The sequence below is a fragment of the Paenibacillus sp. J22R67 genome (assembly GCF_059692175.1).
The window spans coordinates 18,019-44,565 of sequence record NZ_JCAUAX010000001.1 but is presented as its reverse complement, the minus strand read 5'-3'; the positions used below and the strand labels follow the sequence as shown (position 1 = coordinate 44,565).

At 46.0% G+C, this 26,547-nt stretch carries 25 protein-coding genes; 24 read left to right on the top strand and 1 reads right to left on the bottom strand.

Going from position 1 to position 26,547, the window contains the following annotated elements:
• The first annotated feature begins 191 nt into the window (after positions 1-191).
• From AC58VC_RS00185 to AC58VC_RS00140, 10 genes are all read left to right on the top strand, one after another.
• Positions 192-2,513 carry a xanthine dehydrogenase family protein molybdopterin-binding subunit gene (locus tag AC58VC_RS00185; RefSeq protein WP_497366875.1) on the top strand — a complete coding sequence of 774 codons (2,322 nt, stop codon included), beginning with the start codon at positions 192-194 and terminating at the stop codon, positions 2,511-2,513.
• Positions 2,510-3,349: an FAD binding domain-containing protein gene (locus AC58VC_RS00180; protein ID WP_497366874.1), complete on the top strand. Its 840-nt coding sequence runs from the start codon at positions 2,510-2,512 to the stop codon at positions 3,347-3,349. The genes AC58VC_RS00185 and AC58VC_RS00180 overlap by 4 nt, the downstream gene beginning before the upstream one ends.
• A gap of 2 nt (positions 3,350-3,351) precedes the next feature.
• Positions 3,352-3,843, top strand: a complete 492-nt coding sequence (locus tag AC58VC_RS00175) for a (2Fe-2S)-binding protein (protein WP_497366873.1) — start codon at positions 3,352-3,354, stop codon at positions 3,841-3,843.
• A gap of 108 nt (positions 3,844-3,951) precedes the next feature.
• Positions 3,952-4,476: a YfiT family bacillithiol transferase gene (locus tag AC58VC_RS00170; protein WP_497366872.1), complete on the top strand. Its 525-nt coding sequence runs from the start codon at positions 3,952-3,954 to the stop codon at positions 4,474-4,476.
• A gap of 9 nt (positions 4,477-4,485) precedes the next feature.
• On the top strand, positions 4,486-5,004 hold the full coding sequence (locus AC58VC_RS00165; protein ID WP_497366871.1) for a P-loop nucleotide/nucleoside kinase family protein: 519 nt from the start codon (positions 4,486-4,488) through the stop codon (positions 5,002-5,004).
• Positions 5,005-5,054: 50 nt separating this feature from the next.
• The gene (locus AC58VC_RS00160) at positions 5,055-5,549 is read left to right on the top strand and encodes a DinB family protein (RefSeq protein WP_497366870.1); all 495 of its coding nucleotides are present in this window, start codon (positions 5,055-5,057) and stop codon (positions 5,547-5,549) included.
• Between the two features lie 223 nt (positions 5,550-5,772).
• Positions 5,773-6,891 carry a serine hydrolase domain-containing protein gene (locus tag AC58VC_RS00155; protein ID WP_497366869.1) on the top strand — a complete coding sequence of 373 codons (1,119 nt, stop codon included), beginning with the start codon at positions 5,773-5,775 and terminating at the stop codon, positions 6,889-6,891.
• 108 nt (positions 6,892-6,999) lie between these two features.
• A complete protein-coding gene (locus tag AC58VC_RS00150) occupies positions 7,000-7,782 on the top strand; it encodes a phytanoyl-CoA dioxygenase family protein (RefSeq protein WP_497366868.1) in 783 nt (260 codons plus the stop codon).
• 56 nt (positions 7,783-7,838) lie between these two features.
• Positions 7,839-8,690 carry a helix-turn-helix domain-containing protein gene (locus AC58VC_RS00145; protein WP_497366867.1) on the top strand — a complete coding sequence of 284 codons (852 nt, stop codon included), beginning with the start codon at positions 7,839-7,841 and terminating at the stop codon, positions 8,688-8,690.
• A 9-nt stretch (positions 8,691-8,699) separates the two neighbouring features.
• Positions 8,700-9,719, top strand: a complete 1,020-nt coding sequence (locus AC58VC_RS00140) for a phosphotransferase enzyme family protein (protein ID WP_497366866.1) — start codon at positions 8,700-8,702, stop codon at positions 9,717-9,719.
• Positions 9,720-9,933: 214 nt separating this feature from the next.
• On the opposite strand, the gene AC58VC_RS00135 is transcribed toward AC58VC_RS00140, so the two are convergent.
• Positions 9,934-10,914, bottom strand: coding sequence for an aldo/keto reductase (locus tag AC58VC_RS00135; protein WP_497366865.1), 981 nt, complete (start codon positions 10,912-10,914; stop codon positions 9,934-9,936).
• 219 nt (positions 10,915-11,133) lie between these two features.
• On the opposite strand from AC58VC_RS00135, the gene AC58VC_RS00130 reads away from it, so the two are divergent.
• From AC58VC_RS00130 to AC58VC_RS00065, 14 genes are all read left to right on the top strand, one after another.
• A complete protein-coding gene (locus tag AC58VC_RS00130) occupies positions 11,134-11,553 on the top strand; it encodes a GTP pyrophosphokinase (protein ID WP_497366864.1) in 420 nt (139 codons plus the stop codon).
• Positions 11,554-11,783: 230 nt separating this feature from the next.
• The gene (locus AC58VC_RS00125) at positions 11,784-13,961 is read left to right on the top strand and encodes a helix-turn-helix domain-containing protein (protein WP_497366863.1); all 2,178 of its coding nucleotides are present in this window, start codon (positions 11,784-11,786) and stop codon (positions 13,959-13,961) included.
• A gap of 187 nt (positions 13,962-14,148) precedes the next feature.
• A complete protein-coding gene (locus AC58VC_RS00120) occupies positions 14,149-15,069 on the top strand; it encodes an ABC transporter permease (RefSeq protein WP_161411683.1) in 921 nt (306 codons plus the stop codon).
• A 13-nt stretch (positions 15,070-15,082) separates the two neighbouring features.
• Positions 15,083-15,943, top strand: a complete 861-nt coding sequence (locus AC58VC_RS00115) for a carbohydrate ABC transporter permease (protein WP_497366862.1) — start codon at positions 15,083-15,085, stop codon at positions 15,941-15,943.
• Between the two features lie 72 nt (positions 15,944-16,015).
• Positions 16,016-17,581 carry an extracellular solute-binding protein gene (locus AC58VC_RS00110; protein ID WP_497366861.1) on the top strand — a complete coding sequence of 522 codons (1,566 nt, stop codon included), beginning with the start codon at positions 16,016-16,018 and terminating at the stop codon, positions 17,579-17,581.
• A gap of 57 nt (positions 17,582-17,638) precedes the next feature.
• Complete coding sequence (locus AC58VC_RS00105; protein ID WP_497366860.1) at positions 17,639-18,700, top strand: amidohydrolase family protein; 1,062 nt, start codon at positions 17,639-17,641, stop codon at positions 18,698-18,700.
• A gap of 15 nt (positions 18,701-18,715) precedes the next feature.
• Entirely contained in the window at positions 18,716-19,075 is a 360-nt protein-coding gene (locus AC58VC_RS00100; protein ID WP_497366859.1) for a Rieske (2Fe-2S) protein, read from the top strand.
• A 216-nt stretch (positions 19,076-19,291) separates the two neighbouring features.
• Entirely contained in the window at positions 19,292-20,890 is a 1,599-nt protein-coding gene (locus AC58VC_RS00095; RefSeq protein ID WP_497366858.1) for a response regulator, read from the top strand.
• Between the two features lie 190 nt (positions 20,891-21,080).
• Positions 21,081-22,019 carry an ABC transporter permease gene (locus AC58VC_RS00090; RefSeq protein WP_497366857.1) on the top strand — a complete coding sequence of 313 codons (939 nt, stop codon included), beginning with the start codon at positions 21,081-21,083 and terminating at the stop codon, positions 22,017-22,019.
• Between the two features lie 21 nt (positions 22,020-22,040).
• Positions 22,041-22,961 carry a carbohydrate ABC transporter permease gene (locus AC58VC_RS00085; protein ID WP_497366856.1) on the top strand — a complete coding sequence of 307 codons (921 nt, stop codon included), beginning with the start codon at positions 22,041-22,043 and terminating at the stop codon, positions 22,959-22,961.
• 116 nt (positions 22,962-23,077) lie between these two features.
• On the top strand, positions 23,078-24,604 hold the full coding sequence (locus tag AC58VC_RS00080; protein ID WP_497366855.1) for an extracellular solute-binding protein: 1,527 nt from the start codon (positions 23,078-23,080) through the stop codon (positions 24,602-24,604).
• Between the two features lie 61 nt (positions 24,605-24,665).
• Positions 24,666-25,502, top strand: coding sequence for a Gfo/Idh/MocA family oxidoreductase (locus tag AC58VC_RS00075; RefSeq protein WP_497366854.1), 837 nt, complete (start codon positions 24,666-24,668; stop codon positions 25,500-25,502).
• A 9-nt stretch (positions 25,503-25,511) separates the two neighbouring features.
• Positions 25,512-25,658: a hypothetical protein gene (locus tag AC58VC_RS00070; RefSeq protein WP_497366853.1), complete on the top strand. Its 147-nt coding sequence runs from the start codon at positions 25,512-25,514 to the stop codon at positions 25,656-25,658.
• 164 nt (positions 25,659-25,822) lie between these two features.
• Entirely contained in the window at positions 25,823-25,984 is a 162-nt protein-coding gene (locus AC58VC_RS00065; protein ID WP_497366852.1) for a hypothetical protein, read from the top strand.
• Positions 25,985-26,547 lie beyond the last annotated feature (563 nt).

Sequence of the window (26,547 nt, the reverse complement as noted above, 5' to 3'; positions counted from 1 at the left end):
GATGCCATCATCCTTTCGAAACAAGATGCTATTAAGGTATGTACCGCTTTCAAGGTTGGATTGGACAAACAACTATAGAAGGGCCTATTTTAAGGAGCGGAATAGGACGAGTTTAATCTTGATAAGATGATAGAAAACACCCAGCTTTGTGCTGCGGAGTGTAGGTCGTAATAGAGTAGGAGTGGGAAAACGTGAGCGTAATAGGAAAGGGTATCCAAAGACTTGAATCCCGTGACAAAGTATCCGGCTTCGCCCAATATACGAACGATACACAATCTCCAGGTATGCTGCATGGCTGGCTTGTTACAAGCCCTTATTCGCATGCGTTAATTTCATCCATTGATATTACGGATGCGCTGGCCGTGAGCGGTGTTCACGCTATAATTCGAGGAGAAGACTGTCCCGTCCTAACTGGCAGTCTGCTTGCAGATCGTCCGCCGCTTGCGTGGAAGAAAGTGCGATATTTCGGTGAGCCAATCGCAGTCGTTGTTGCGGAAACGGAGCAGATTGCCAAACGCGCAGCAGCGTGTATTCGAGTGAGATATGAGCAGCTTCCTGTTGTTCATTCCCCAAGCAGCGCTTTACAAACGAACGCGCCATTGATCCATAAGGAATTGGGCAGCTATCAGAAATTCGGGGATGTGTATCCCGTTCCAAATACAAACATCGGCAACTTTGTCAAAATCCGCAAAGGTGACATGACTGCAGGCTGGGCAGCAAGTGAAACGACGGTGGAAGGGACATATGCGTTCAACACATCCGACCATTGCGCGATGGAGCCGCGTTGTGCCATCGTTGAAGTAAAGCCGAGCGGATTAATCAACATTCAAACGTCAACGCAGGATCCTTTTATGATAAAACGTGCCTTCGAGCGCTTTTTTCAAGTTGAGCAATCCAAAGTGATTGTGCATGTGCCTTTTGTAGGTGGCGGATTTGGCGGGAAGGGCTCCATTCAACTGGAATACATGGCTTATCTGGCATCGAAAGCTTGTGGTGGTCGTCCTGTCAAAATCAACAATTCTCGCGAAACGGATATGATTAGTTCCCCTTGTCACATTGGTCTAGATGCAAAAGTGAAGCTTGGCGCGACCAGAGAAGGTAGACTAACAGCAGCTGAAATCACGTTTTTATTTGATACCGGTGGCTATACGGACGAGGGTGCAACGGTTACTCAAGCAGGAGCAATCGACTGCACAGGACCTTATCGCGTAGATAACGTTTGGTGTGATGCTCTATGCGTCTACACGAATCATCCTTATGCGACGGCATTTCGGGGATTTGGGCATACAGAAGCACTTTATTGCGTGGAACGTACGATGGATATGCTTGCAAAGAAGCTGGGGATGGATCCTTTAGATTTGCGGCTTCGCAATGCGATCCAACCTGGCGACACGACACCGACACAAACCCCACTTACCAGAAGTTCTGTGGGAGATGTATCTTTATGTATGAGTAAGTTGAAGGAGTTGATCCAGTGGGAACAAGGCCAGTGGGTTAAGGTTGGTCCTAACAAGGTCAGGACAAAAGGAATGGCCTGTGTGTGGAAAGCCTCGGGTTCTGGCATCGATACGGGTAGCGGAGCTACGATCACATTCAATCACGACGGCAGCGCTAACCTCAGCATTGGTTCGGTTGAAATCGGTCAAGGGAACCGTACAATCATGGCGCAGATCCTTGCTGAGCAGCTGAATATGGACGTAAGCGATATTCATGTCAAGATGGACGTGGATACCCAAATTACACCTGAACATTGGAAGACGGTGGCAAGCAGCAGTACGATGATGGTTGGTCGCGCGGTTCAGGATGCGGCTCAAGATGTCATTGCCCAGTTGAAAGCTAACGCCTCGATTGTCCTGCAAGTGTTGCCGCAAGACCTGGCGGTCGGCCGTGGCATGATTTATGTCAAAGACGATCCGATCATCAGTCTTAGAGTCTGTGAAGTTGTCAGCGGTTACCAATACCCGAATGGCAGTGCTTCGGGCAAACCGGTTATCGGCCGTGGCAGGTACCGAGTCCATGATGTTACGAGGCTTGATCCAGAGACGGGGAAGGGTATCCCAAGCCAGCAGTGGACGGTTGGCGCACAAGCCGTTGAAGTTGAATTTGATACTCGCGAATGTACGTATCGTGTTCTTCGGGCGGCCTCTGTATTTGACGCGGGCAAAGTCATTAATGAAGCCACTGCGCGCGGACAGGTGGTTGGAGGAATGAACATGGGATTAAGCTTTGCCACGCGGGAGGGATTTCTGTTCAATCAAGCAGGTCAAGTGCTTAATCCGCAGCTGCGGTCCTATAAATTGACCCGGTTCGGCGATAATCCGGATTATTTGGTGGCGTTTGTGGAGACACCGTTCATGGAAGGCCCTTATGGTGCTCGCGGCGTTGGGGAGCATGGAACAATCGGGATGGCTCCTGCTCTGGCAAATGCTTTGTCGCTTGCAGCCGGAATAGAGTTGAACGAACTGCCTTTGACACCAGAGATGATTTGGCAAACGATGGGGAGGAGCCAATGATCTCATTTGACTTTGAATATTTTAAACCGGCTACCTATGAAGAAGCAGTAACCTTATTTCAGCAAATGGATGCCAAGGGGAAAGCACCGCTGTATTATTCCGGAGGCACTGAAATCATCTCCATGGCACGATTGGAGCAGCTTCGTACTGGTGCGGTGATTGACATCAAGGACATTCCCGAATGCCGCGTATTTCAATTTCATCATCATCAACTTGTCATTGGCTCAGCAATTACACTCAATGCGCTTGCGGAATCCCCTCTGTTTCCACTACTTGGGGACACAGTTCGAGACATTGCCGATCATACGATTCGCAATAAAATTACAATTGGCGGCCTCCTATGTGGGAAGTTTATCTACCGGGAGGGGCTGCTGCCATTTCTTCTAGTGGATAGCGAGGTTGTATTGGCCAGCCCTAGTGGTGTTCGCCAAGTTCCCATACGCCAAATCTTCAATGGGGAGCCGCGTTTGGAAAAAGGTGAGCTTCTCGTTCAAATTATTAGCGATACTGCTTATTTTAAAATGCCTTTTATGACGATCAAAAAGACCAAATTGGAAAGAATCGATTATCCGATCGTCCGCATAGCAGGACTTCAAACCGGCGAAGGGGTTCGTATTGCATTCAGTGGAGTAAGCGCCATACCTTTTCGATCAAAGAAGATTGAAGAAATTTTGAATGATACATCGCGCACTTTGGAAGCTCGCGTTGATAACGCCATTGAGTGGTGGCCAGTACCGATATTGAATGACATTTTAAGTTCAGCTGGCTATCGGGCATTTGTGCTGCGCAACACCTTATTGGATGTTATGTCAGCTCTGGAACAGGGGAGGCGATGAGGGTGAGCGGGACGATCAAAAGTGAAATTGAATTGGTTGTCAATGACAAGCGCCACCATGCTGTCATTCGATCTGCGGATACGCTGCTCCGAGTACTGCGTGAGCAATTGGGCTTAACTGGAGCAAAAGAAGGCTGCGAAAATGGTGATTGCGGTGCATGTACAGTGAACGTGGATGGCGTCCCGATCAAATCGTGCCTGATGCTAGCTATTGAGGCTCCAGGGAGCAGCATCACAACCATTGAAGGATTAGGCGGAAATGCCCCAATTCAAAATGCTTTTGTAGAGCAGTTTGCTTTTCAGTGCGGATTTTGCACACCAGGTTATATTATGGTGGCACATGCGCTTACCCAGCAGTGTCCGAATGCGAGTGAAGACGTGATGCGTAGATGGCTTCAATCTAATATTTGCCGCTGCACAAGTTATGAAGAGATTGGGAAGGCTGTTAGATCTGTGTTATGTCAGCAGATAGAACCATTGGAAAAAGAAGTCTAGGCGCTGCTGCGTTTAGACTTCTTTTTTTGATGCTTAGCCGGAGGAAATAAATGGATGAAGATAGAATTAGTTTGTAAAGATGAATATAAGAGAAAGGAGCATGGGAGGATGGACCGATTACGTTATCCCATTGGGAGTTTTGAAGGGATTCTGAAAGCGACGGCCGCACAGCGCGCAGTATGGATGGAAGAAATTAAGTTATGCAGCCAAAAGCTGCGGCTTCATGTGCAAAATCTAACAATAGAACAGCTACAAACACCTTATCGGTCTGGCGGTTGGACCGCTCAACAGGTCATTCATCATATGGCTGATAACGATATGAATGCGTATATTCGCTTCAAAAGAGCGTTGACAGAGGATCAACCTGCAGCAAGTTCCTATAGGGAGGATTTGTGGGCAGATCTGAGTGATTATCAGGATACACCAATCGAAACATCGATTGCTATTCTTGAGTCGCTTCATACGCGCTTCGCCATACTACTCGATTCGTTGTCTCCGCTTGACTTTGAGCGTACATTCACGAGTCCCACCCATGGTTTAATGAGTCTTGATACGGCTTTACAAAGGTTTGCTTGGCACAATCGGCATCATATTGCGCAGATTATTTCACTTAAAGAGCGATTGGAGTGGTAAATAACGAACATGTCAACCATTATTTTATTTCGTGGAAAAGCTGGCACTGGTAAAACAACCCTATCCAATGAGCTTGGCAAAAGGTTGAAAGTGCCTGTCCTTCATAAAGATGATATTTATGATTCTGTAGCGAATGCTGTCTCCGAGCACGAGACTAGAAATCAAATCTGTTTTGATTTTCTGTATCGTTTTCTTCATACGGTTGTTGCGACGGATACTGACGTGATCCTTGATTATGGGTTTAATCATTCCGATGCTGTAGGTAAGTTTAAGATTTGGATAGAGGAAAGAGGCGGGAAATTAATGACGTTGCATTGTATATGCAGCGACGATTCTACTTGGGCGCAGCGACTTGCTGAAAGGAGCAAAGCGCCAACAGCTAATCAGTTAATAACCGATTTAGATAAGCTGAAAGAACATTATAAGCAGGTTAGATCGGAAGTTTTGGATGGCGAAATGGTGTTGGACACGTTACAGCCGATTGATTCATTAATGGATCAGGTTTCCAAATTTCATGAGATGATGTAACATATAAGTGTAAATGAAGTGATCACATTCCAATTTTAGGAGGCATTGTAATGAATAAAATCGAGCTTTTGCTTCATGGGTGGGATAGTTGCTACGAGAAAGAAGATTGGTATCCGCCTCTTACGGATGCACTCAAAGGTCTGACTGCCGAGCAAGCGAACTGGCGGCCAGAAGGTGAGCATGTGAATACAATTGCTGAGAATTTGAATCATTTGATTTTTTATAAAGAACGCTTGTTGTACCGAATGACTGGAGAAGAATCCGATTATCCGGATATGACCAATGATGATACGTTTGCTGTGGCATCTACTTCTGTCGAGGATTGGGAGGCAACTCTGACTCGCTTGCAAGCTGTTCATCAGGGCATTCGAGATCGGATTGCGCAGTGGGAGGAGAATGATTTTGAGCATGTTTATCCGAATCGTTCGCAATCCGTTGGGCGTTGGGTGAACAGTCTCATCATGCACGATGCCTATCACACAGGACAAATTATGTTCATCCGTAAGCTGCAAGGATCTTGGCCATCGCGTCGTTCATTTGAGTAAAATTGATAGCTCACTACGAGCAAGTAAACCCTAGCGGTCTTTCCGCTAGGGTTATATGAATTTCTTAGTGGCTGTTGAGGTGGCAGTTGGTGGTATGGTGAGTAACTTGCTGGAATGGTGGAGAGGTTTGCAAAGTAGCTAAAAGAAACGTTCATATAGAGGGATAAGCAAATTTATTTCGAATAAAAGAAAATAACTTATTGTAAGGAGGTCTCGTTGAGACATGAATTCGAACATGAATTTGCCACAAGCCGCTCCAGAACAACTGGGAATGAACGGCGATAAATTACAACGAGCATTGCGTCTGTTGGATCGAGAAGTGGAAGCTGGTGAAATACCTGGTGGCGTGGCACTTGTAGGCCGCAAAGGGGTAATAGTAGGAACCTATGCCGTGGGTCATTCGATTATCTCTAAGGATACGAAGCTGAAGGTAACGGAAGATACGATATATGATTGCGCTTCCTTAACCAAAGTGATGGCGACACTTCCGTTGATTATGCAGCTTATCGACCGTGGCGAGCTGCGCCTCAGGGACACCATCTCCCGGTACTTCCCTGAATTCTCAGGGAATGGGAAAGAAGATGTGACGGTGAAGCATCTACTGACTCACACATCTGGGCTGCAGGCATTCAAGGATCTGCATTCCCATGGCTGGACGCCAGAGCAGATTAAGGCTGCAGTGCTTGGTGAGAACATGAGCCATGCTTGCGGCAGTAGTTATGTGTACAGTGATTTTAACTATATCATTCTTGGTGAATTGGCTGCGAAGCTTTTTAGTATGCCGCTTGATGAGGCTGCTGACCGTTATGTATTTGAACCGCTGGGGATGTGTGATACGAGCTATCGTCCAGCCAACGATTTGCAGTCGCGAATAGCGGCTACAGAGTTCATGGACGGCGCCTATCGATGGGGCGAGGTGCACGACGAGAATGCATGGGCTATGGGCGGTGTCAGCGGGCATGCAGGAGTTTTCTCGACGGCGAAGGATGTCGCGAAATATGCAGCCATGTGGCTGAACAATGGGAAGCTTGCTGACGGAGGGCATCTGCTGTCAGGTGCATCCGTTGCAGCCGCCACGCGAAGTTATACGGCAGACAAAGTGAATGCAAACCGTGGCCTTGGTTGGGTACTGAAGGGGGACGTTTGGGACGCTTCCGGTGATTTGTTTTCCCCGTTAAGCTATGGGCACACGGGATTCACAGGGACGAGCGTATGGATGGATCCCGAGAGCAGCGTTTTCGCGGTGTTATTGACCAACCGTGTGCACTTCGGGCGTGAGAAGTCTGTCGTACGACTACGGGATTGCTTTCATAATGCCGTTGCCGCATCCATTGAAGGGTGAAGGTGGAAAAAGTACTAGATGAGGTGGAACCGCTTCATTGCTATGGGATTTGCTTGGCTTGATAATGAGGATAGGAACTAAATCTCATTGTTGAAGGAGCGAATCGCCTTGAGTAATGTCCACACAGGTCCGCAGGTCCATATCACATCCGAGCAGATGAAGCATTATCAGGAGCAAGGCTATATTATTTTTGAAAGGCTATTTTCAGAGGGAGAAATGGATCGTATTTGCGGCATCATTGACGGCTTCGACGAAGCCTCTGAGAAAGCCTTGCGCGCGAAAGGAAAGGAATTCATTAGCATCTCAGGTCAAATTAATTTTACAGCTAATTTGAATTTCCTAAGTGCAGAGCTACAGCAATTTATAGCTGATCAGCGTTTTGTTGACATTACGACAACGATTTTGGGACCTGATATTAAGCTTTACTGGGATCAGTCCGTATACAAACGTCCGGAAGCAAGCAAAGACTTTCCATGGCATCAGGATAACGGATATGTCCCAACAGAGCCGATCCACTATGTGACTTGCTGGTTAGCGCTCGAAGACGCTACAGTGGATAATGGCTGTATTTGGGTTCAGCCAGGTACGCATTTGGATGGATTTGTGGAGCATGTGAAAACGGATCTCGGCTGGGTTTGTTATTTTGGAGAAGAAAAAGGCATACCTGTCGAACTGAAAAAGGGCAGTATGGTTGTCTTCCATTCCTTGCTCTTTCACCGCAGTACACCCAATTTGAGTACATCGAAGACACGCAAAGCTTACGTGGTGCAATACTCGGTAGACGGATCATTTAATCCAAATACCGGACAATTATTCAAGAATGGACCACTGATTGCGAAAGATGGGAAGTCCGCGTACCAAGGTTTTGTGAATAGAGAGAATTGTTCTTAATGGATCTAGGCAATACCCAGGAAATCGGTTAAGTTGAACATATGAGGTGAATGTGGATGTCGACGAAACCGCCAGATTGGGTAGAAGGCCCTTGGTCCGTTCAACTGCATAGCGTGAATCGATCGGCGTATGCTAAGCTTCACATGGAAAACCGCAGTTTTCCGAATTGGATTATTAGTTATGTGAAGACGGGTCATGTCACTACAGGCACAGGAGGCGAAACGCATACGGTGAAAGCAGGCGAGGTTATGCTTCATCCGCCAGGGCTGTCATTTTCGGAACATGCAGATGTTGGCGGTGTTCACTTATGGATGCAGGTTAGCATTCTGTGTTCCCATCAATTCGACCTCCTGATGCTTTATCGTGTCTCTCCGGTCATTGCCATTCCTGATCCTGCCCGATATGAGGCTGTATTCGCGAAATTGCTAGCCGATTGGGGGAATCGGGAGCTTTCTTTTCGCGATTTGAAAATCACAACTTCGATGCTGCAGTTAACGGAGATGATTCTATCAGGTTGGGAGAAAGCTGGAAATCCAGAGCGCTCAAGCGCATACAGCTCATCTGGCGACCGCTTCGCCCGGTTAATTGGACAGATGTCCATGCGGCTGGAAGAGAAGCTGACAAGAGAGGTGCTGGCATCACTAGTTTGTCTTAGCGCCAACTATATGGACAGAGCGTTTCAGCAGCAGTTTGGTCTAACGCCCATGCAAATGCTTCGAAATATGCGTCTTAAGCGCTCCAAGCAGCTGCTCGAAATGAGTGATGAGACGCTTGAATCTATTGCTGCACGCTGTGGGTTCACAGATGCCTCCTATTTATGCAAGCAATTCAAGAAAGAATATGGCGTTCTTCCTGGGGAATACCGCGAGTCTGCCCAATATAAGCAATCCGACAATGTTTATGGATAGGGGAATGGCATGCAAGATCAACTAGATGAATTGGTTCTTAATTATTTTGAGGAAGCTGCTTATGAGATGGATTCCGTCCCGTTTGGACTGACCAATCTAACAAAGATAGTCAAGATCAACGGCCGAAAGTATGTCCTCCGTATCTACAACCGACATACGAAACAGGTAGAGGGCACCAAACTAGAATCAAGAATAACGTCATTTTTAGCGAAAAAAGAGCTGGCTTTTCAAGTGCCGGAATTTGTTCCAACGTTAACTGGACATGATTTTGTGCGATTGTCTGACGGAAGCTTGGGGGCTATTGTCATCTTTCTAGAGGGTACGAATCACGAGCTAACAAGTGTACAAGACGCCGCTGAATTTGGACGTGTTGTGGGTGAAATGAGTCAGGCACTTCAGCAATTCGAGATAAGTCAGCTCGACTATCACGGCCTATCATTTTCAGAAATTTATAAGCTTCATCCGCTGGCAGATTATAGTGCTGTTACTGCTTTTATGGAAAATCCCCCATTTGTCATACCAAAAGAAAGCGTGGATTTTTATAGAGACAGCGTCGTATTGATGGATAAAAACGTCAGCAGTTTAAGCAAATTGCCTGTTCAGCTTGTTCATCATGATTTGTTAATATTTAATTTGTTATCCCAAAACAATCATATTTCTGGCGTATTGGATTTTGATTTCCTATCCGTGGATACAAGCTTTATGGAGTTCGCCATTTGTTTGAATCATATTTTACAGATGACGAATGGCTCAATGGGGATGACGGAGGCTTTTGTTAAAAGTTATTCAAGTTATAGAAAACACACTTTGCAAGAAATGGAGCAACTACGGAATTTAACTCAGATGTATCATCTGGCTGTACTGCACATTTACATCGGTCAGCACTATGCTGGCAACGACATCGAACAAAACTTCAACTACATGCTGAATCAATTCATTCGGAGAGATTCAATGTTGAATGAGCATAGCGAAACAATAGAGCAGATGCTGATGACTTATTTGATGGAAGATGGTCAAACTACCGACTGAAAATAGAGGGAGGGAACTATGGTCCGCTATTTTGCGGATTTCAGCAGTAAAACGCGTTATGCTGGTAAAATAAGTCCCTGTAGTTCCGCTCAGAGTGGAAAAAGCTTGCTTTTCTCGATATAGAGGACTCCAGTTCCTTTAAAGTAATAGCCTAAGCCGGGTTCTTGCTTAGTCAAAAAAAAGACCGTCAAGGATCCCCTGACGGTCTTATTTGTTACCAGGCGTATGCGCGTGGAGCCTCTCCGCCAGGTCCCGGGAAGATTTCATCTAATTTGTTTAGTGTGGATTCATCGAGTTGGATATCAACCACACGTAGTGTATTTTCGAATTGTTCCAGCGTGCGAGGCCCAATAATTGGTGCCGTCATCGCAGGATGGGCGAGGGTCCAAGCGAGTGCAACATTCGCTTCACTTTCACCTAGCTCTTTGCATAGTGCAGAGAAAGCTTCCAGTTTAGCGCGATGTTTCTCTACCCGTTCAGGGTTGCTAGCACGTTTCGAACCAGCGATTGGATTCAATGCGTTGCCGCCGAGCAGACCGCCATCCAGCGGACTCCATGCGATGACGCCAATGCCCAACTCTTCAGCAGCTGGAAGGACTTCAAGCTCTGGCAATCTGCACAATAAGCTGTATTTATGCTGCTCCGACACTAGACCAAGGAGATGACGGGATTTGGCTTCATATTGTGCTTTCACCAGATCGCGCCCAGCGAAGTTGCTTGAGCCGACATAGCCGATTTTCCCTTGGTACACAGGAACTTGGAAAGCTTCCCAGAGTTCATCCCAGGATACGTTTCGATCCACGTGATGCATCTGGTACAGCTCGATATGATCGGTTTGAAGACGGCGTAAGGATGCTTCCAAGTGACGGCGCAGCTTATAAGCGGATAACCCGCTTTCACGATTCGGTCCATCATTTGCATCATGCATATCGCCATAGAATTTGGTAGCGATAACGGTTTTCTCACGGCGATTGCCACCTTGAGCGAACCATCGGCCGATAATCTCCTCGGTGCGACCTGAATTTTCGCCCCACCCGTAAATATTGGCTGTATCAAAAAAGTTGATTCCGGCATCTAAAGCAGCATCCATGATGCGAAAAGCTTCTTGTTCTTCGGTGTCTACCCCAAAGTTCATCGTTCCCAAGCACAATTGGCTCACTTTTAAGCCTGAACGTCCCAAATAACTGTATTTCATCGTAATCTCCTCCAAAAAAGTTAAGGTTGGGCAAAGCTTGTTCTTTTCCATCACTTCTCATCATACTAGATTCTCAGGCGGTGCAGAAGTACGCACTTTTCCGTTATTTAGTAGACAGAGCGATACCTACTCACTTGAAGGTAAGCGCTTCTTTGTAGCCGTAAATTAGCAATAATGCTATGATGGGGAAGTTACCTATTATAGAATGAAGGTGTAGAAATGAGTACATTAACAAAAGCGATTCTACTAGCAGCCAAAGCGCATGACGGTCAAACCGATAAGGGTGGAAACCCCTACATCTTACATCCAATTCGATTAGCCAGTAAAGCCGAAACGACAGAAGAATCCATTATAGCCGTCTTACATGATGTCGTTGAGGATTCAAATATGACCTTGTTTGATTTAAAAAATGAAGGGTTTAGCTCGAATGTCATAGCAGCTCTTGATTGCCTGACAAGGAGAGTGGATGAAAGCTACGAGGAATTTATTAAGCGAATTAAATTAAACCCGCTTGCCTCGAAAGTGAAGCTTCTGGATCTGGAAGATAATTGCGATATCAACCGAATTCCACAGCCTACAGAAGCAGACTATGCAAGAATTGATAGATACAAAAAAGCTATCGCTGAGCTCAAGTTTTAGACAACGCAGAGCGCTCCATTCCATGGCGGAATGCGAGTGCTTTTTTTTACACGAAAGAGAAATGTCTTATTTTGTCGTAAAAAGAAATAAAAATTCATACTGTTATTTGTGCAATAAAATAAAGTTTCAAAATCTATTGACCCTCTAAATCTTTTTCAATAGTATAAAACAATAGTCATTCTAAGAATTGGGAACAAGGATGACAACATAACAGGGGAGGGGCGATCGAGATGGCCATTTCTAAGGTGCATAAGTTCCGGTTAGCCCTTTTTTGGCGGCTTTTCACCAACTATTTCATTGTTATTTTGATTCCCGTTATTGTTGCCAGTATTCTTGCTCATGTGCTTGCCGTTCGTACGATTGAGAAGGATGCCGAAAAGCTCAATGATGTCGTTATCAGCCATTTCTCCAAGCAAACCGATACAGCTTTAGATTCACTCAAAACCAATATGATCAACATGCTCAGTTCCTCGAATTTAACAAGTCTTCTCAGGGTCATAGATGATTCGCGGGAAAATCAGCAGCGTTCGGATCAGTTTTATGCCCTTAGAGAACAATTAATGAAGCTCCAGTCGGATAAATTGGTATCGAAAGTGTTTTTATATTTTCCGAATCATGATCTGGTTGCGGATGTCGATATTTATACCGATAAATCTTACTATTTCAAAATGACTTATCCGCTCGATGAGCAGCAGCAAACCGAGTATCTTTCCCATTTTACAGGCAAAAAAATGATGGATATCATGGACTCGAGCACGCTCGGCATGTCAGCGATTATGAGTTATCCGTTTAATACAGAAAATCCAGAGGTTTATTTGGTCGTGCATTTTGATCAAGACAAGCTGAAAGAACAAATTTCAATCCCTGAGAAATGGGTGACTGGTACGGCGATTGCGACCAGCCAGGGTGAAATTCTGAATCAGCACGGCCTGACGGATAAAGAAGTTAAAGCGGTGCTGGAGCATACGCGGTCGAAGGTTATTGAATCCCAATTCCTTGTCACTGACGAAATTGCCATGTCTCTGGTGAAATCCCGGTTCAACGATTCTTGGTATTATGTGACGATCGCAGATCTACGGACCTTAATGAAACCGGCCTATATGACCAGATTGATTAGTTGGGGGTTCCTAGTCTTTTTTCTCGTCGTGGGCAGCGTTGTGTCGTATTATTTGAGCCGACGATTGTACCGTCCGATTCAAGAAATTACAGATGAAAATAAAGAACTGTCACAACGGATGAACGGTATGTTCCCCTTGATGCAGGAGCTTTTTATCACCAAAATTTTGCAAGGGGAATATCAAGACGAGTTGTCAATTGCTTATTATGCGAAGGAAATTGATTTTACTTATGACAAGCAGGCGATGCGCACTGTGTTGTGCATTGCGTTTCATTACAATGCGGAAGTGTATGACCGGCTGTCTGAGACGACGAAGTCATTCATGTTCGTGGAGATCAAAGAATTGATTCGTAAATCCACCCCTTCGATGGTCTGGCTATGTCAGACGAAACCGGATGTGTTAGCATGCGTCGTCACTCATGATACGTTCCTGCATTTAGGAGCGGAAGAGGCTGCGGATATCACGAAATTGGTACTGGAATCGTACAGCCAATATTTCAAAGCAACGATTGGCATCGGGAAAACCGTGAACGCAGCGGAAGAACTGCATGAATCGTATGAACAAGCCTTATCTGTTCTACAGAATCGCGGACTGGATGCCGATGTGGAAGTATGTCGTGGACCTCTGGTAGGTGAACGGACGCAGTGGGAAAGCTTTTTATCCGTACAAGAAGTGAACCGCATCTTCAATCAGCATAAAACTAAGGAATATGAGCGGTTGCTGGAGTCAGTGCGCGAGAAGCTGGAGGATGGGAAACACAAGAATGCGACCGCTATGCAGGTGAAATATTTAAGTACGGACGTTTTGAATACATGGATTCGCGCTGTAGAAACGGAGCACAACGATTTTAATGTGCCTTTTTTCTCTAGTTTGTATGATCGGCTTCATAGCTGCATGACGTGGGACGAATTAGAGCAATGTTTCTTTGACATCCATCGTATTTTATTCCGAACGGAAGAACCCCACCAACGCACACAGCAGTTTTCGGAGATCCTGACTTATATTCATGAGCATTATAACGAGGAGCTTTCGATTGAATATTTTGCAGGGTTGTTGAATATGTCGAACGGACATTTCAGCCGAACGTTTAAAGAAGCAGTGGGCGAGAAGTATGTGGAGTACATTGCCAAATATAGACTTATGAAAGCGAAGCAATTTTTGCTGGAGACAGATATGAAAATCGATGACATCGCGGAGAAAGTTGGCTATTGGGGCCGTAATTCGTTTATCCGAACTTTTCGCAAATATGAAGGCATAACGCCGGCCAAATATCGTACGATGCATCATTAAAGGATAGAGACTTCATTTTTTCCGAAGTCTCTATTTTTTCTTCCAGCACATTTAATCTGCTGATAAACCGCATGAAATCGGGCTTGCAAAAAAAGAGACACGAGGTAATTATGCGTGCTTTACGGTTAAGCCCCGCTCTTTGTATAGTAAGGCCATCAACTTCCGAAAGGAGGAGGGGGGAGGCAGTATGATTCAGCGAAATGGGATAGGGTACGTATTGAAGAAGCATAGAGCGCTATATTTGTTAATGCTGCCGGGGATTTTATATTACATCATTTTCAAATACGTGCCTATGTATGGAGTCATCATTGCCTTTCAAGATTATTCGATCGGCAGAGGCGTTTTGGACAGTAAATTTGTAGGCTTTAAACACTTTATTGAATTTTTTTATGTCAATCCGGATTCCTGGAAGCTGATTCGTAATACGGTCATGTTAAATGTCTATGATCTACTGTTTCATTTTCCAGCGCCAATCATTCTGGCTATTTTATTTCATGAGCTTAAGAACAAAATGTTTAAACGCATCGCGCAAAGCATCAGCTACATGCCGCACTTCCTATCAACAGTCGTTATTGCTGGAATTCTGGTCACGTTCCTATCGCCGCAAACCGGTATCATTAATTTCTTGCTGGTGAAGGTGTTCGGGATGGAACCGATTCTATTTCTTGGGCTGCCTGAATGGTTCAGAGCGATCTATGTCTCCTCAGAAATATGGCAAAAAATCGGGTGGGGAACGATTCTTTACTTGGCAGCTATCGCCGGGATTGATCCAACCCTGTATGAGGCGGCGAAAATGGATGGGGCGAACCGTTATCACCAAATGCGCCATATTACCTTCATCGGCATGGTACCCGTGATGATTATTCTATTCGTTCTGACACTTGGCCATTTTATGGAAACAGGCTTTCAGAAAATCTTGCTGTTATACAACTCCATGAACTACGAAACCTCAGATGTGATTAACACGTTCGTCTATCGGCGCGGGATCCTAGATGCGGATTTCAGCTTCGCAACAGCTGTCGGATTATTTCAGTCCGTTATTGGTCTTATTCTCGTCATCGGTGCAAATCGCATAGCTAGAAAACACTCAGAGACAAGTCTGTGGTAAAGGAGGAAACCTATTGAAAATCAAACAGTCCGCAGCCTCCAGAATTTTTGACACATTGAACTACACGGTTATGATCCTTCTTATGATTGTGATGATCTACCCGCTTGTCTATGTGTTCAGTGCCTCGATTAGTGACAATGCGCTGGTGTCAAGCGGTGATGTACTGCTTTTGCCCAAAAAAGTAACGCTGGTAGCCTATAAGCAGTTGGCGGCTAATTCTGATCTATGGATCAGCTACTGGAATACGATCCGTTATACGGTCGTTCATGTCATTCTAACATTGATCACTACGGCAGCTATGGCTTATCCCTTAGCGAAGAAATGGCTGCCCGGCCGCAAATTAATCCTAATGATGGCCGCGTTTACGCTGCTTTTCAGCGGAGGGATAATCCCAACGTTTCTCGTTGTGCAAAAGCTGGGCATGTTGAACTCAATATGGGCAATCGTTCTGCCTTCGATGATTAGCACATGGTATTTATTCATCATGCGGACGTTCTTCGAAGCTTTGCCGGAAGAGCTGGAGGATGCAGCAACGATTGACGGTTGTTCCTCCCTGCAGGTGCTATGGCGAGTCGTCATGCCACTCTCGATGCCAGTAATGGCAACGATCGGACTCTTCACCGCTGTGAACCAATGGAACGCTTTCTTCGATGCTCTCATTTACTTGAACGACCGCTCTATGTATCCGCTGCAAATTATGCTCCGGAACATCCTGGTAGCCGGTACAACGATTCAGGGTGAAGGCGATATGAGCCTGCTCCAAACGATGAAGTACGCCATCATTATGATGGCTACACTCCCGATCCTATGTGTGTACCCATTCATCCAGAAATATTTCGTTCAGGGAACCATGATCGGCGGTATAAAAGGGTAAGATCCGATTGCGATTTTAGCTAGAGCCTACGGTTTTAAAGCAGCCTTTTAAACACATTGGGGAGGTTTTTTCATGAAAAAAAGAACAGTTGCAGCAGCATTATCAGCCGTTATGCTTTCCAGCTTGGTCGCAGGTTGTACGAGTGAATCCAAGGATACACCTGCATCAGGGGATACCAAAAAGGGGGAAGAGGCGAAGAAGCCGATCACCTTTTCCTGGCTGGCTTATGACCGTCCGGAAGGGAAAGTGCGTCAAGACTGGGAAATTTTCAAGGAAATTGAAGCGAAAACCGGCGTGAAAGTGGAGTTTCAAGTGGTCAGTCAAGAAGGCCTGAAAGAGAAGAAACAGATCATGATTGCGACCAATGCAGTAACAGACTTCATTCAGGTTGATACCTTAGAAGGTAGACAGCATGGGCCAGACAAAGTCTTTCTGAATCTGAAGGATTATATGGATAAAGCTCCGAATATGAAGGCGTTTTTCGATAAATATCCGGAAGCCAAGGCCGTTGCCACAGGAGCTGACGGAGGAATTTACACCGTGCCAGTTATCGAGGGCGATGCCGAAGGCAAAGGGTTCAACTTTATCTGGTATACCCGTAAGGACATTATGGATAAATATGGCTTGAAAGCACCAACGACACTGGAAGAATTCTACCAGTATCTGAAAACTCTTAAAGAAAAACAGCCAGATACGTACCCATTGATCAATAATGCAATCGTAGGCGATACAGGGCTATTTACGACGTTCGGCAGAGCTTTCACAGGTATTCATGGCTTCTATAACGTTGATCCAGCTACGGATAAATATGCTTTTGCGCCCTATCACAAAGGGTATAAGGACTCTCTCATCTTCCTCAACAAATTGTTTACTGAGAAATTACTGGATCCTGAATTCTCGATGATCACGCAGGCGCAGTGGGAGGAGCGGATTCTTAAGGGTAAATCGTTGGTTACCTTCTTCTGGAAGGCTGATCTAGAGACTCTTATGGATAAAGGACGTAAAGCAGGAACTGCCGATTACACGCTGGATGCGATTCCGCAGTTTGCTGCTGACGGTATTAAGAACTACCAGTTCTCGCGTTCTGTTGTAGGTGCTACGGGTCGTGCGATTTCAGCCAAGGTAAAAGATAAAGACAGAGCGGTTCAATTCCTCGACTATTTGCTCAGCGAAGAAGGTTCGAATTACTTATCCCTCGGGATCGAAGGCAAAACGTATACGAAGGAAAACGGCGTACCTGTGTACAACAAGGATTTCGGTGCGTCGCCATTTACGACATTACGGAAAGATTGGGGAGTCTGGTATGACATGGTTACACTGGACAATGCCAAATCACGTGCTGTATGGGAAAGCGGCTTAAGCGATAAGAGCAAAGCGATCAACAAGCTCTATGAATCGGTTATTATCCCGGCACCGAAGCAGATTGTTAAAACAAGTGAAGAGCTGGAGCTGGAAAAATCAAAGCTGAACAATTTGAACAAATATTTGGAGCAAAAGCTGACTGAATTCGTGTCTGGTAAAACGCCGATTAACGATAAAACATGGCAAGAGTTTATTGATCAAACGAAAAAGCTAGGCGCAGATGAACTGCTGAATATGTACAATGCCGCTTACACTCGCACATACGGTAAAAAATAAACGCGTTGGCGCTATAAGGAGGTCCATTCACCCAGAACGGGCCTCCGAAATGGAGGGATGATTATGGCCGAAAAGATGAAGGTCATTGATGTGGATGTCCACAATGAGCAGAACGATTCTGATTTGCTGCCGTACTTGGCTGAACCTTGGCGCTCACGCGTGGCTGCTTCAGGAATCGGATATTCCGGTTCCGGTTACTACTCGCCGGTTGGCGTCATGAAGAAAGACGCCATTCCGCCAGGCGGAGGCAAAGCGGGCTCTGACCCGGATCTGATGATCAAACAGCTGCTAGAAGACTATAACGTCGAATACTGCGTATTAACCGGTGTCGTGTATAACATCTCAACGACGCATGATGCCGATTTTTCAGCAGTGATCTGTTCTGCTTACAACGATTTTTTAGCCGATAAATGGCTTGGCAAGCATAAGGCTTTCAAGGGCGCTCTGGCCGTCGCCACACAAGATCCGTATCTCGCTGCAAGAGAAATTGACCGTATGGGAGGGCACCCCGACTTCGTTGAGGTGATGATCTCCAGTGCGGCGCGTGCGCCTCTCGGTCAACGGCAGTTTCATCCGATTTATGAGGCAGCTGAACGCAATGGTCTGCCCGTTGCGCTCCACCCCGGAGCGGAAGGTGGCGGCGGTTCAACAGCCCCTACGGCGGCCGGATATCCGTCCCGTTACATTGAGTGGCACACGTGTTTATCCCAAATGTTCATGGCTCATCTCGTGTCGATGGTATGTGAAGGGGTGTTCGAGAAATTCCCGCGTCTGAAGGTGGTGCTAACCGAGGGGGGGATTGCTTGGCTGCCGCATCTGATGTGGAGGCTGGATAAAAACTACAAAGCGCTGCGCTCCACAGTCCCTTGGCTCAAGAAGATGCCTAGCCAATACATCCGCGAGCATTGCTATTTGACTACGCAGCCCATTGAAGAGCCGGACAATCCGCAGCATTTGATTGATTTATTCAATATGATCGATGCAGAGAATATGATTCTATATTCAAGCGATTATCCGCATTGGGATTTTGATTCTCCAGATATGATTCTGCGAAGATTAAAGCCCGAAGCCAAGAGGAAAATCTTTTATGAAAACGCCAAAAGCTTATATAACCTTTAATTGATGGAGGAGCTTATGACGGTACACTATGTGTTAGATGCAGACGCAGTTCCCGAAGGCGGGCACGCAGTCGTCACAATCGAGGGGAGAAGTATCGGTATCTACCGGATCAACGGTGCCTTTTACGCGATCAACAATTATTGTCCGCATCAAGGAGCTCCGATGTGTGCTGGACTCGTCTCAGGAACGACGCTCCCATCGGACGTATATGCGTATGAATATGGGAAAAAAGGGGAGATCTTGCGCTGCCCGTGGCATGGCTGGGAATTCGATATTCGAACCGGCAAGTCGCTGTTCAGTGAGAAAATCTGGTTGAAAACGTTTGAAGTTAGCGTCCTTGATGGCAAGATCGGCGTTCAATTGGAAAGAAAGTGAAGATGGTATTGATTTTTGGTGTATGTATGGGGCTGTCCGGAGAGTAGAAAATCTACTTGAGGATAGCCCTCTTTTCTTTTATTTAGATCTCACAAAAAAATACGCAACAAAGTACAGAAGAAAGTATTCGTTTTCCTCTAGGAAGATTTTCATCCATGTGTTATTTTTACCACATGTTAGTTCCATACAAATCGTATCCATGAAGGAGTTCATTCGATGAATTTATTAATTGTGGAAGACGAAGTCCGCCTCAGAAACGCACTCGCCAACAACATTCCGTGGGACAAATATGGCATTGAAGTCGTCGGACAGGCAGGAAACGGCTTGGAAGCACTGCAGCTCATCAACCGCAAAAAGCCGGAAATCATTTTACTCGATTTACAGATGCCTGAGATGGATGGATTAACATTGGCCAAGCAGCTTCGCCAGAGCGATCCTTTGCTCAAAATCATCGTGCTGAGTGGTCATGATGATTTCGCTTACGCTCAAGAGGCACTTTCTATCGGAGTCATGAAATATTTGCTGAAGCCGGCTGGCGACGAGGAGATTCTAGAGACAGTGCTCGAAGCAGCGAAGAAACTGAGATCCGAACTGGAACAGCGCCATAATGAGGAAGAGCTGAAACAGAGATGGGAGCAGCATCTGCCCTATTTGGTGAACGATTTTCTGCAAGGATGGCTGAAGGGTAAATTCGAGCTCTGGGAGATCGAGCAGCGAAGTAAGTACCTTCAGATGAATATTCCGAATGACGCACAATTTGCAGTTGCGGTCGTCGATATGGACCCACTGCCGGATACGGAAACCCGCTTCAGCAGGAAAGATATGTCCTTGCTCCAGTTCTCGCTGGGAAGCATCGTGCAGGAATACTTGCAGTCCACTCCCTGTTGGGTGGTTTCGGATTATGCTGGTTATACGGTTGTTGTCTATCAGCTTTCTGGGGATGAAGTCCCTAAGGAAGCCCTGCAAAAAATCAATGTGTTGACGGAGAGGCTGCTTTTTACTGTCCTAAGCTGCCTAAGACTCACAGCTAGCGCGGGAATTAGTGGGACAATTGGCGGATGTGAGGATTTGAACAAGTTGTACGTACAGGCTGTTCGGGCGTTGCAGAACCGGATTATGCTTGGTCACGATCTCGCCATTCCTTATCAGGAAGAACAAGGGAGAGGGCCAGAGCTTTTGCTGCAGCCGAATTTGGAGAAAGCTCTGGAGATCGCTCTTGAAACTGGAGAAGACGATAAGGCAGCTGACATCCTTTCCGCACTCTGGGAGGGAGGTATGGCCAAAGCTGAAACGATCGAAGAAATTCATGAGCATATTTTATATTTCGAAAGCCTTTTTGTCCGCATGATCCAAAAGCAGGGATGGCCCGTACGGGAAGTCGCAGGAGAAGACTATGTCTATTTCCACAATCACCGGGAGCTGATGGTCAAAGATCAAATTTTGTTTTGGCTGCAAAGGATGATCAAAGCCTATTTAACCTATGCCAGAGAACGTAGGAAATCAACAAGCCATGAAATGATCAAAACGATCTTAAGTCTCGTGGAAAATGAAATTGATCAAGAGATGACGCTGCATGCGGTTGCTGACCGGTTATATGTCAATTCCTCTTACTTGAGCCGGTTGTTTAAGCAGGAAACGGGGAAGGCGTTCTCGACCTATGTAATGGAAAGGAAAATGGAACGGGCCAAGGCTACGCTGCAAGAAGGCGTTCGCGTTTATGATGCCGCAGCGGCAGTCGGGTACCGGGATGTGAGTTATTTTACAAGAGTATTTCGTAAATATTGGGGAGTAACCCCTGGGGAAGTTCGTTCATGATTTCCTGCACATTCCTTTAAATAGAACCTTCTTCCCTTATGGGAGGAGGTTTTTTTGTTTTGTTTGTGAGGTTATGACGCGAGAAGTACTGAAAGTACCAAAACAAGTAATATTACTCTAATTCGCAATAAATCGGTGGATGATACACTAAATCTATAACTGACAGACTACCGCAACGGAGGAAACCGTCATGCTTACACCAAATCATGCAAAAAAAAGCTATGCACGGCGATTGTGGATCGACATCCGGAAGGATTGGGACTTATATCTAGCCCTAATTCCCGGCATCGCATTTCTGCTGATTTTTAAATACACGCCGATGTACGGGATTATCATTGCTTTCAAGGATTTCAATATATTTGAAGGCATGGCCGCCAGCCCTTGGGTGGGGTGGAAGCATTTTGAGAAATTGTTGTCCTCCGATAGTTTTTTACAGGTGTTTCAGAATACGTTAGCCATCTCGATTTATAAAATCGTATTTCTTTTTCCTCTTCCAATCATCATCGCCATCCTGCTCAACGAATTGAAAAATATGGCGTTCAAACGAAGTGTCCAAACGGTTATCTATTTGCCGCATTTCCTATCGTGGGTTATTGTCAGCAGTTTATTCATCGATTTGCTATCCACCAACGGCGGTATAGTCAATAAAATGATTGTCGCTATGGGCGGCGAACCCGTTCGCTTTTTTCTGGACAGCCACATATTCCGCTCGGTTCTGGTGTCCTCTGCAGGTTGGAAGGAGACAGGCTGGAATACAATCATCTACTTGGCTGCACTTGCCAGCATCGATCCGGGGTTATATGAATCAGCCAAAATCGATGGCGCCAACAGATGGAAGCAAATCCTCCATATCACCCTGCCAGGCTTGCTGCCTATCATCCTGCTGATGTTTATCCTTCGCCTTGGTTATGTCTTGGAAGCGGGTACGGAACAAGTACTCGTTATGTACAATCCGAGTGTTTACAATGTCGCTGACGTGATTGGTACCTTTGTATACCGAGTCGGTTTAGGCGAGCAAGATTACAGTTTTTCTACTGCTGTCGGCGTGTTTGAATCGGTTGTTGCTTTTATTTTGATACTTACCGGAAATCATTTGGCGCGAAAGTTTTTCGGGCGCGGTATATGGTAACTGGGAGAAAGGAGGCACGTCATGCAAGTTAACCATTATTTGAAATCACCAGCAGTTAAAGCTTCTAGCGCAATTCGCACATCTTCAGCCGAAAAAGTGTTCACAGTATTCAATTATGTGTTCTTCATCCTATTAGGGCTTTCAACGATATTTCCATTCGTCAATCTCATTGCCAAATCGCTCAGCAGTGAGGCAGCCGTCGTTTCGGGCATGGTATCCCTGTATCCCATCGATTTTCAAATAGGGACTTACAAATATGTTGCCAGTAACGCGATGTTTCTGAATGCATTCACCATTTCGATCACAGTGACATTCATCGGATCGCTGCTTTCCTTATTCATGACAACGCTGGCTGCTTATCCGCTCTCGAAACCGAGGCTTCGCGGCCGCAAGTTTTTTATCATCCTCTATTTATTCACGATGCTGTTCAGTGGCGGCTTGATACCAACCTATTTGCTTATGCATACGCTTCATTTGATTGATAAACTGCCGGTGCTCTTCCTGCCTTATATGATTAACGTGTATAACATGCTGATTATCAAAAATTATTTCGAAGGGCTGCCCGACAGCTTAGAGGAATCCGCGAAAATTGACGGTGCCAGCAATATGACCATTCTATGGCGTATTATTTTGCCACTATCGCTGCCCGTGCTTGCGACTATTGGTTTGTTCTATGCGGTTACCTACTGGAACGATTATTTTACTTCCTTGATTTATATCAATTCAGCCGATATGAAACCACTCCAGCTTTATTTAAAAGAACTTTTCGTCTCATCCACGGATGCGTTTCTGCGTACAAATGTGGACGCTTCGCTGAATGTTTCACCGCAATCGATTCAGGCAGCATCTATCATCCTGGCTACGCTTCCGATTGTCATCGTTTACCCCTTTCTACAGAAATATTTTGTGAAAGGCGTGCTGGTTGGTTCCGTAAAAGGTTAAATGCTGCAACACTTGCTGGAACAACTTGAAGGGTGGTGATGGCAAGTCGAGGGGAACATGTCGTTTCGCAGGGGAGAAGGCTTTGTTTGAGACACGAATAAAAGGGAGGCACATGCATGTTAAAAAAATGTTTAGCTGTTCTGTCGATCACAACCTTGGCGGCGTCTTTGGCCGCATGTGGAGGAGGCTCTCCTTCGGGTACGACGGCACCATCTCCGTCTGCGGCTCCTGCCACAACCGCAAATGCCAATGCACCAAAGCCGGAATTCAAGGCGCTTCTGCAATATGCACGATTTGATCCAAATGCTGAAGTGGTGGCGAAGTTCCTGAATGAGAAAACTGGCTACAAAGTAACCTATGACATGCTGCCGGTTGAAAATCCAGATGATAAACTGAATCTGCTCATGGCGAATAAGGAGCAATATGCCTTCATGCTGCTTACGGGCCCGCAGTATTCGAAACTAGCTTCTTCCGGGGCTTTGGAGCCCATCGATGAGCTAGTCAACAAATACGGGACCAATATGAAAAACGTTATTTCTCAAAACTCCTGGAATGGGGCTAAGCTAAACGGTAAAATTTACGGTATTCCACAAACCGGTTCAGGAACGATCGTTAACTCGGCGTTGATTATTCGTCAAGATTGGATGGATGAGCTGGGGTTGAAGCCGCCAACTACGCGTGACGAACTGTACAATGTAATGAAAACGATGAAAGAGAAGAAAAACGTCATGGCCATGTCAGGCGGTAAAAGTCCGCTGCTTCCTGAAGTACTACCGACCTTCGGTCTAAGCATGATACAATCAACGTTAACGACGGGTTGGCAGGATGTAAATGGGAAGCTCGTGAATACCGTGGAAAATCCGAATATGAAAAAATATTTGGAGTTCATGAAAAAACTTTACTCCGAGAAATTGATCGACCAAGAATGGTCGCTTAACCAAGCGAATAAAGTCATCGAAAACTTTACAAGCGGTAAAACGGCAATCATTTCTAACGGCTATTTCAATGCGCCAACGGTTCAAAATGCACTGCTCAAAAATTCGCCGAATGCCAAAATTGCCAGCCTGCCTTACCTCAAGGGGGATGACGGCAAGGTTCAAGTCATGGCAACCGCAGGGATCAGTTATTACGTGGGCATTCCGAAATGGGCTGAGAAGAAAGAAGAGATCGTCAAATACTTGGATTTGAAGCTGGACAAAGATATTCATAAAGAAGCAACAATTGGTAAAGAAGGCGTTCATCATAAAGTGGAAAACGGAAATTATTTCCCAATCCTGCCTATTTTCAATGATCAATACAACAACGCTTCTTCGTTCCTGACAGGTGTGGATGAGAAAAACTATCCGATCTACTGGCAAGCCCGCGTGCGCAAAGATCCGATTTTGACCGATGCATTTAATAAAAATCAGGAGGCAGCAAAAGGGAACATGGTCGTTGATCCTCTTGCTTTTGCACCGCCGCTTGAGGCTATTGGGAAGAACAGCCAGAAGCTGCAGAAACTAATGGAAGATACGTTCTTGAAATACATCACTGGTGCTGAGCCGCTCGAAAACTATGATAAATTCCTAGCCCAGTGGAAAGCGGACGGCGGCGACGATATGACGAAAGCAGCCAATGAATGGTACGCAGCGAACAAGAAGTAAGAAGCAGCATCCCCTGTGGTTCTTCCACGGGGGTTTTATTTCTGGAGGGAGCGGTGGGAAGATGAAAACAATTGGATTTATTGATTATTACTTGGATGAGTGGCATGCGGAGAAATATCCGGAGTGGATAGAAACCGCATCAGAAGGCAGAATGAAAGTTGCTTATGCCTATGGCAAGACAAATATTGGAGGTAAATTGAGCAATGCGGCTTGGTGCGAGAAAAAAGGGATTCAGCTGCTGGATTCCATTGAAGCAGTCGTAGAGCAGAGTGATTATTTGATCGTGTTGTCACCGGATCATGCTGAGTTCCATGAGGAGCTTGCGCAGCTTCCCTTGCGGTCCGGCAAGCCGACCTATGTCGATAAAACCTTTGCACCGAACCGTGATACTGCAGTCCGCATGTTTGAGCTTGCAGAGCAGCATGGGACGCCGATGTATTCTAGTTCAGCCTTGCGTTTTGCTGCGGAATATACAGGGCTGAACATGGAGGGGATCGAGTCCATTTGCGCGTTGGGACCGGGAAGCTTTGAAACGTATGCCATTCACCAGATTGAGCCGATCGTATCCCTGATGGGAACGGATGTGAAACGCGTGATGTGGACGGGGACTTCGAACACACCATCACTAGTCATCGGGTTCGCAAACGGACGCCAGGCTACAATCAACCATTATGGTCCTAACTGTCCGTTCAGCATGGCTTTGCGCTCCGGGCAGGGGGAATCGCAATTTCTGAAAATTGAATCCAACTTTTTCGGGGCATTTATTGAAAATCTTGTGCGATTTTTTGATTCGGGTGTTCCTGCCGTTCCCTGGCAGGAAACGATTGCGATTGCTGCCATTTTGGAATATGGCAAGAAGGCTGCGGAAACACCGTTTCAGTGGGTGGATTTGCCGTAGTGCGCGGACTTGCTTGATTTGTCGCCGAGCGAAGGCGCTGTAACGATGTTTATCATCGTTACAGGAGAGGAAAGAGCAGCCCGGCGTGCGCTGCATGTCATGCAGCGATGTTTTACATCGTTGCGTCAGTCGCCGCCGAGTAAAAGCAAGCTGTAACGATGTTTATCATCGTTACAGGAGAGGAAAGAGCAGCCCGGCGCGCGCTGCATGTCACGCAACGATGTTTATCATCGTAGCGAGAACCGCTGCCGAGTAAAAGCAAGCTGTAACGATGTTTATCATCGTTACAGGGGAGGAAAGAGCAGCCCGGCGTGCGCTGCATGTCACGCAACGATGTTTATCATCGTTGCGAGAACCGCTGCCGAGTAAAAGCAAGCTGTAACGATGTTTATCATCGTTACAGGAGAGGAAAGATCAGCCCGGCGCGCGCTGCATGTCACGCAACGATGTTTATCATCGTTGCGACAGCCGCTGCGGAGTAAAAGCGAGCTGTAACGATGTTTATCATCGTTACAGGAGAGGAAAGAGCAGCCCGGCGTGCGCTGCATGTCACGCAGCGATGTTTTACATCGTTGCGACAGCCGCTGCCGTGTAAAAGCAAGCTGTAACGATGTTTATCATCGTTACAGGGAGGAAAGAGCAGCCCAGCGCACGTTGCGACAACCGCTACTGTGTAAAAGACTCGTCCAGTGGGAACTTATAGGTCGCTATTTCACTGAAAAGGCATATGTTTCACCTGTAGGGAGATCTATGGTCTGCTATTATGGTGGGTTCCCACTAGGGTCTTATGTAATTTGTTATTGGCAGGTTGGAAGGTTGAAGTTGGCTGTAATGTGATAAGTTAGATGAGAAGGATGGAGCAGGATTAGTAAAGTAGCTAACACTGAACATGACGGAGTTTGATTCGTCAAGTACTTAAGTTTGTTTTATGGCGATTTCACCGGAAAAACATGCCATGGAGGCCTGATAAGGACCCCAAGCAAAACCTTAGCGGTCTTCCCCGTCAAAAAAAGCATCCATTTCCCTCCTATACAGGAGGAAACGG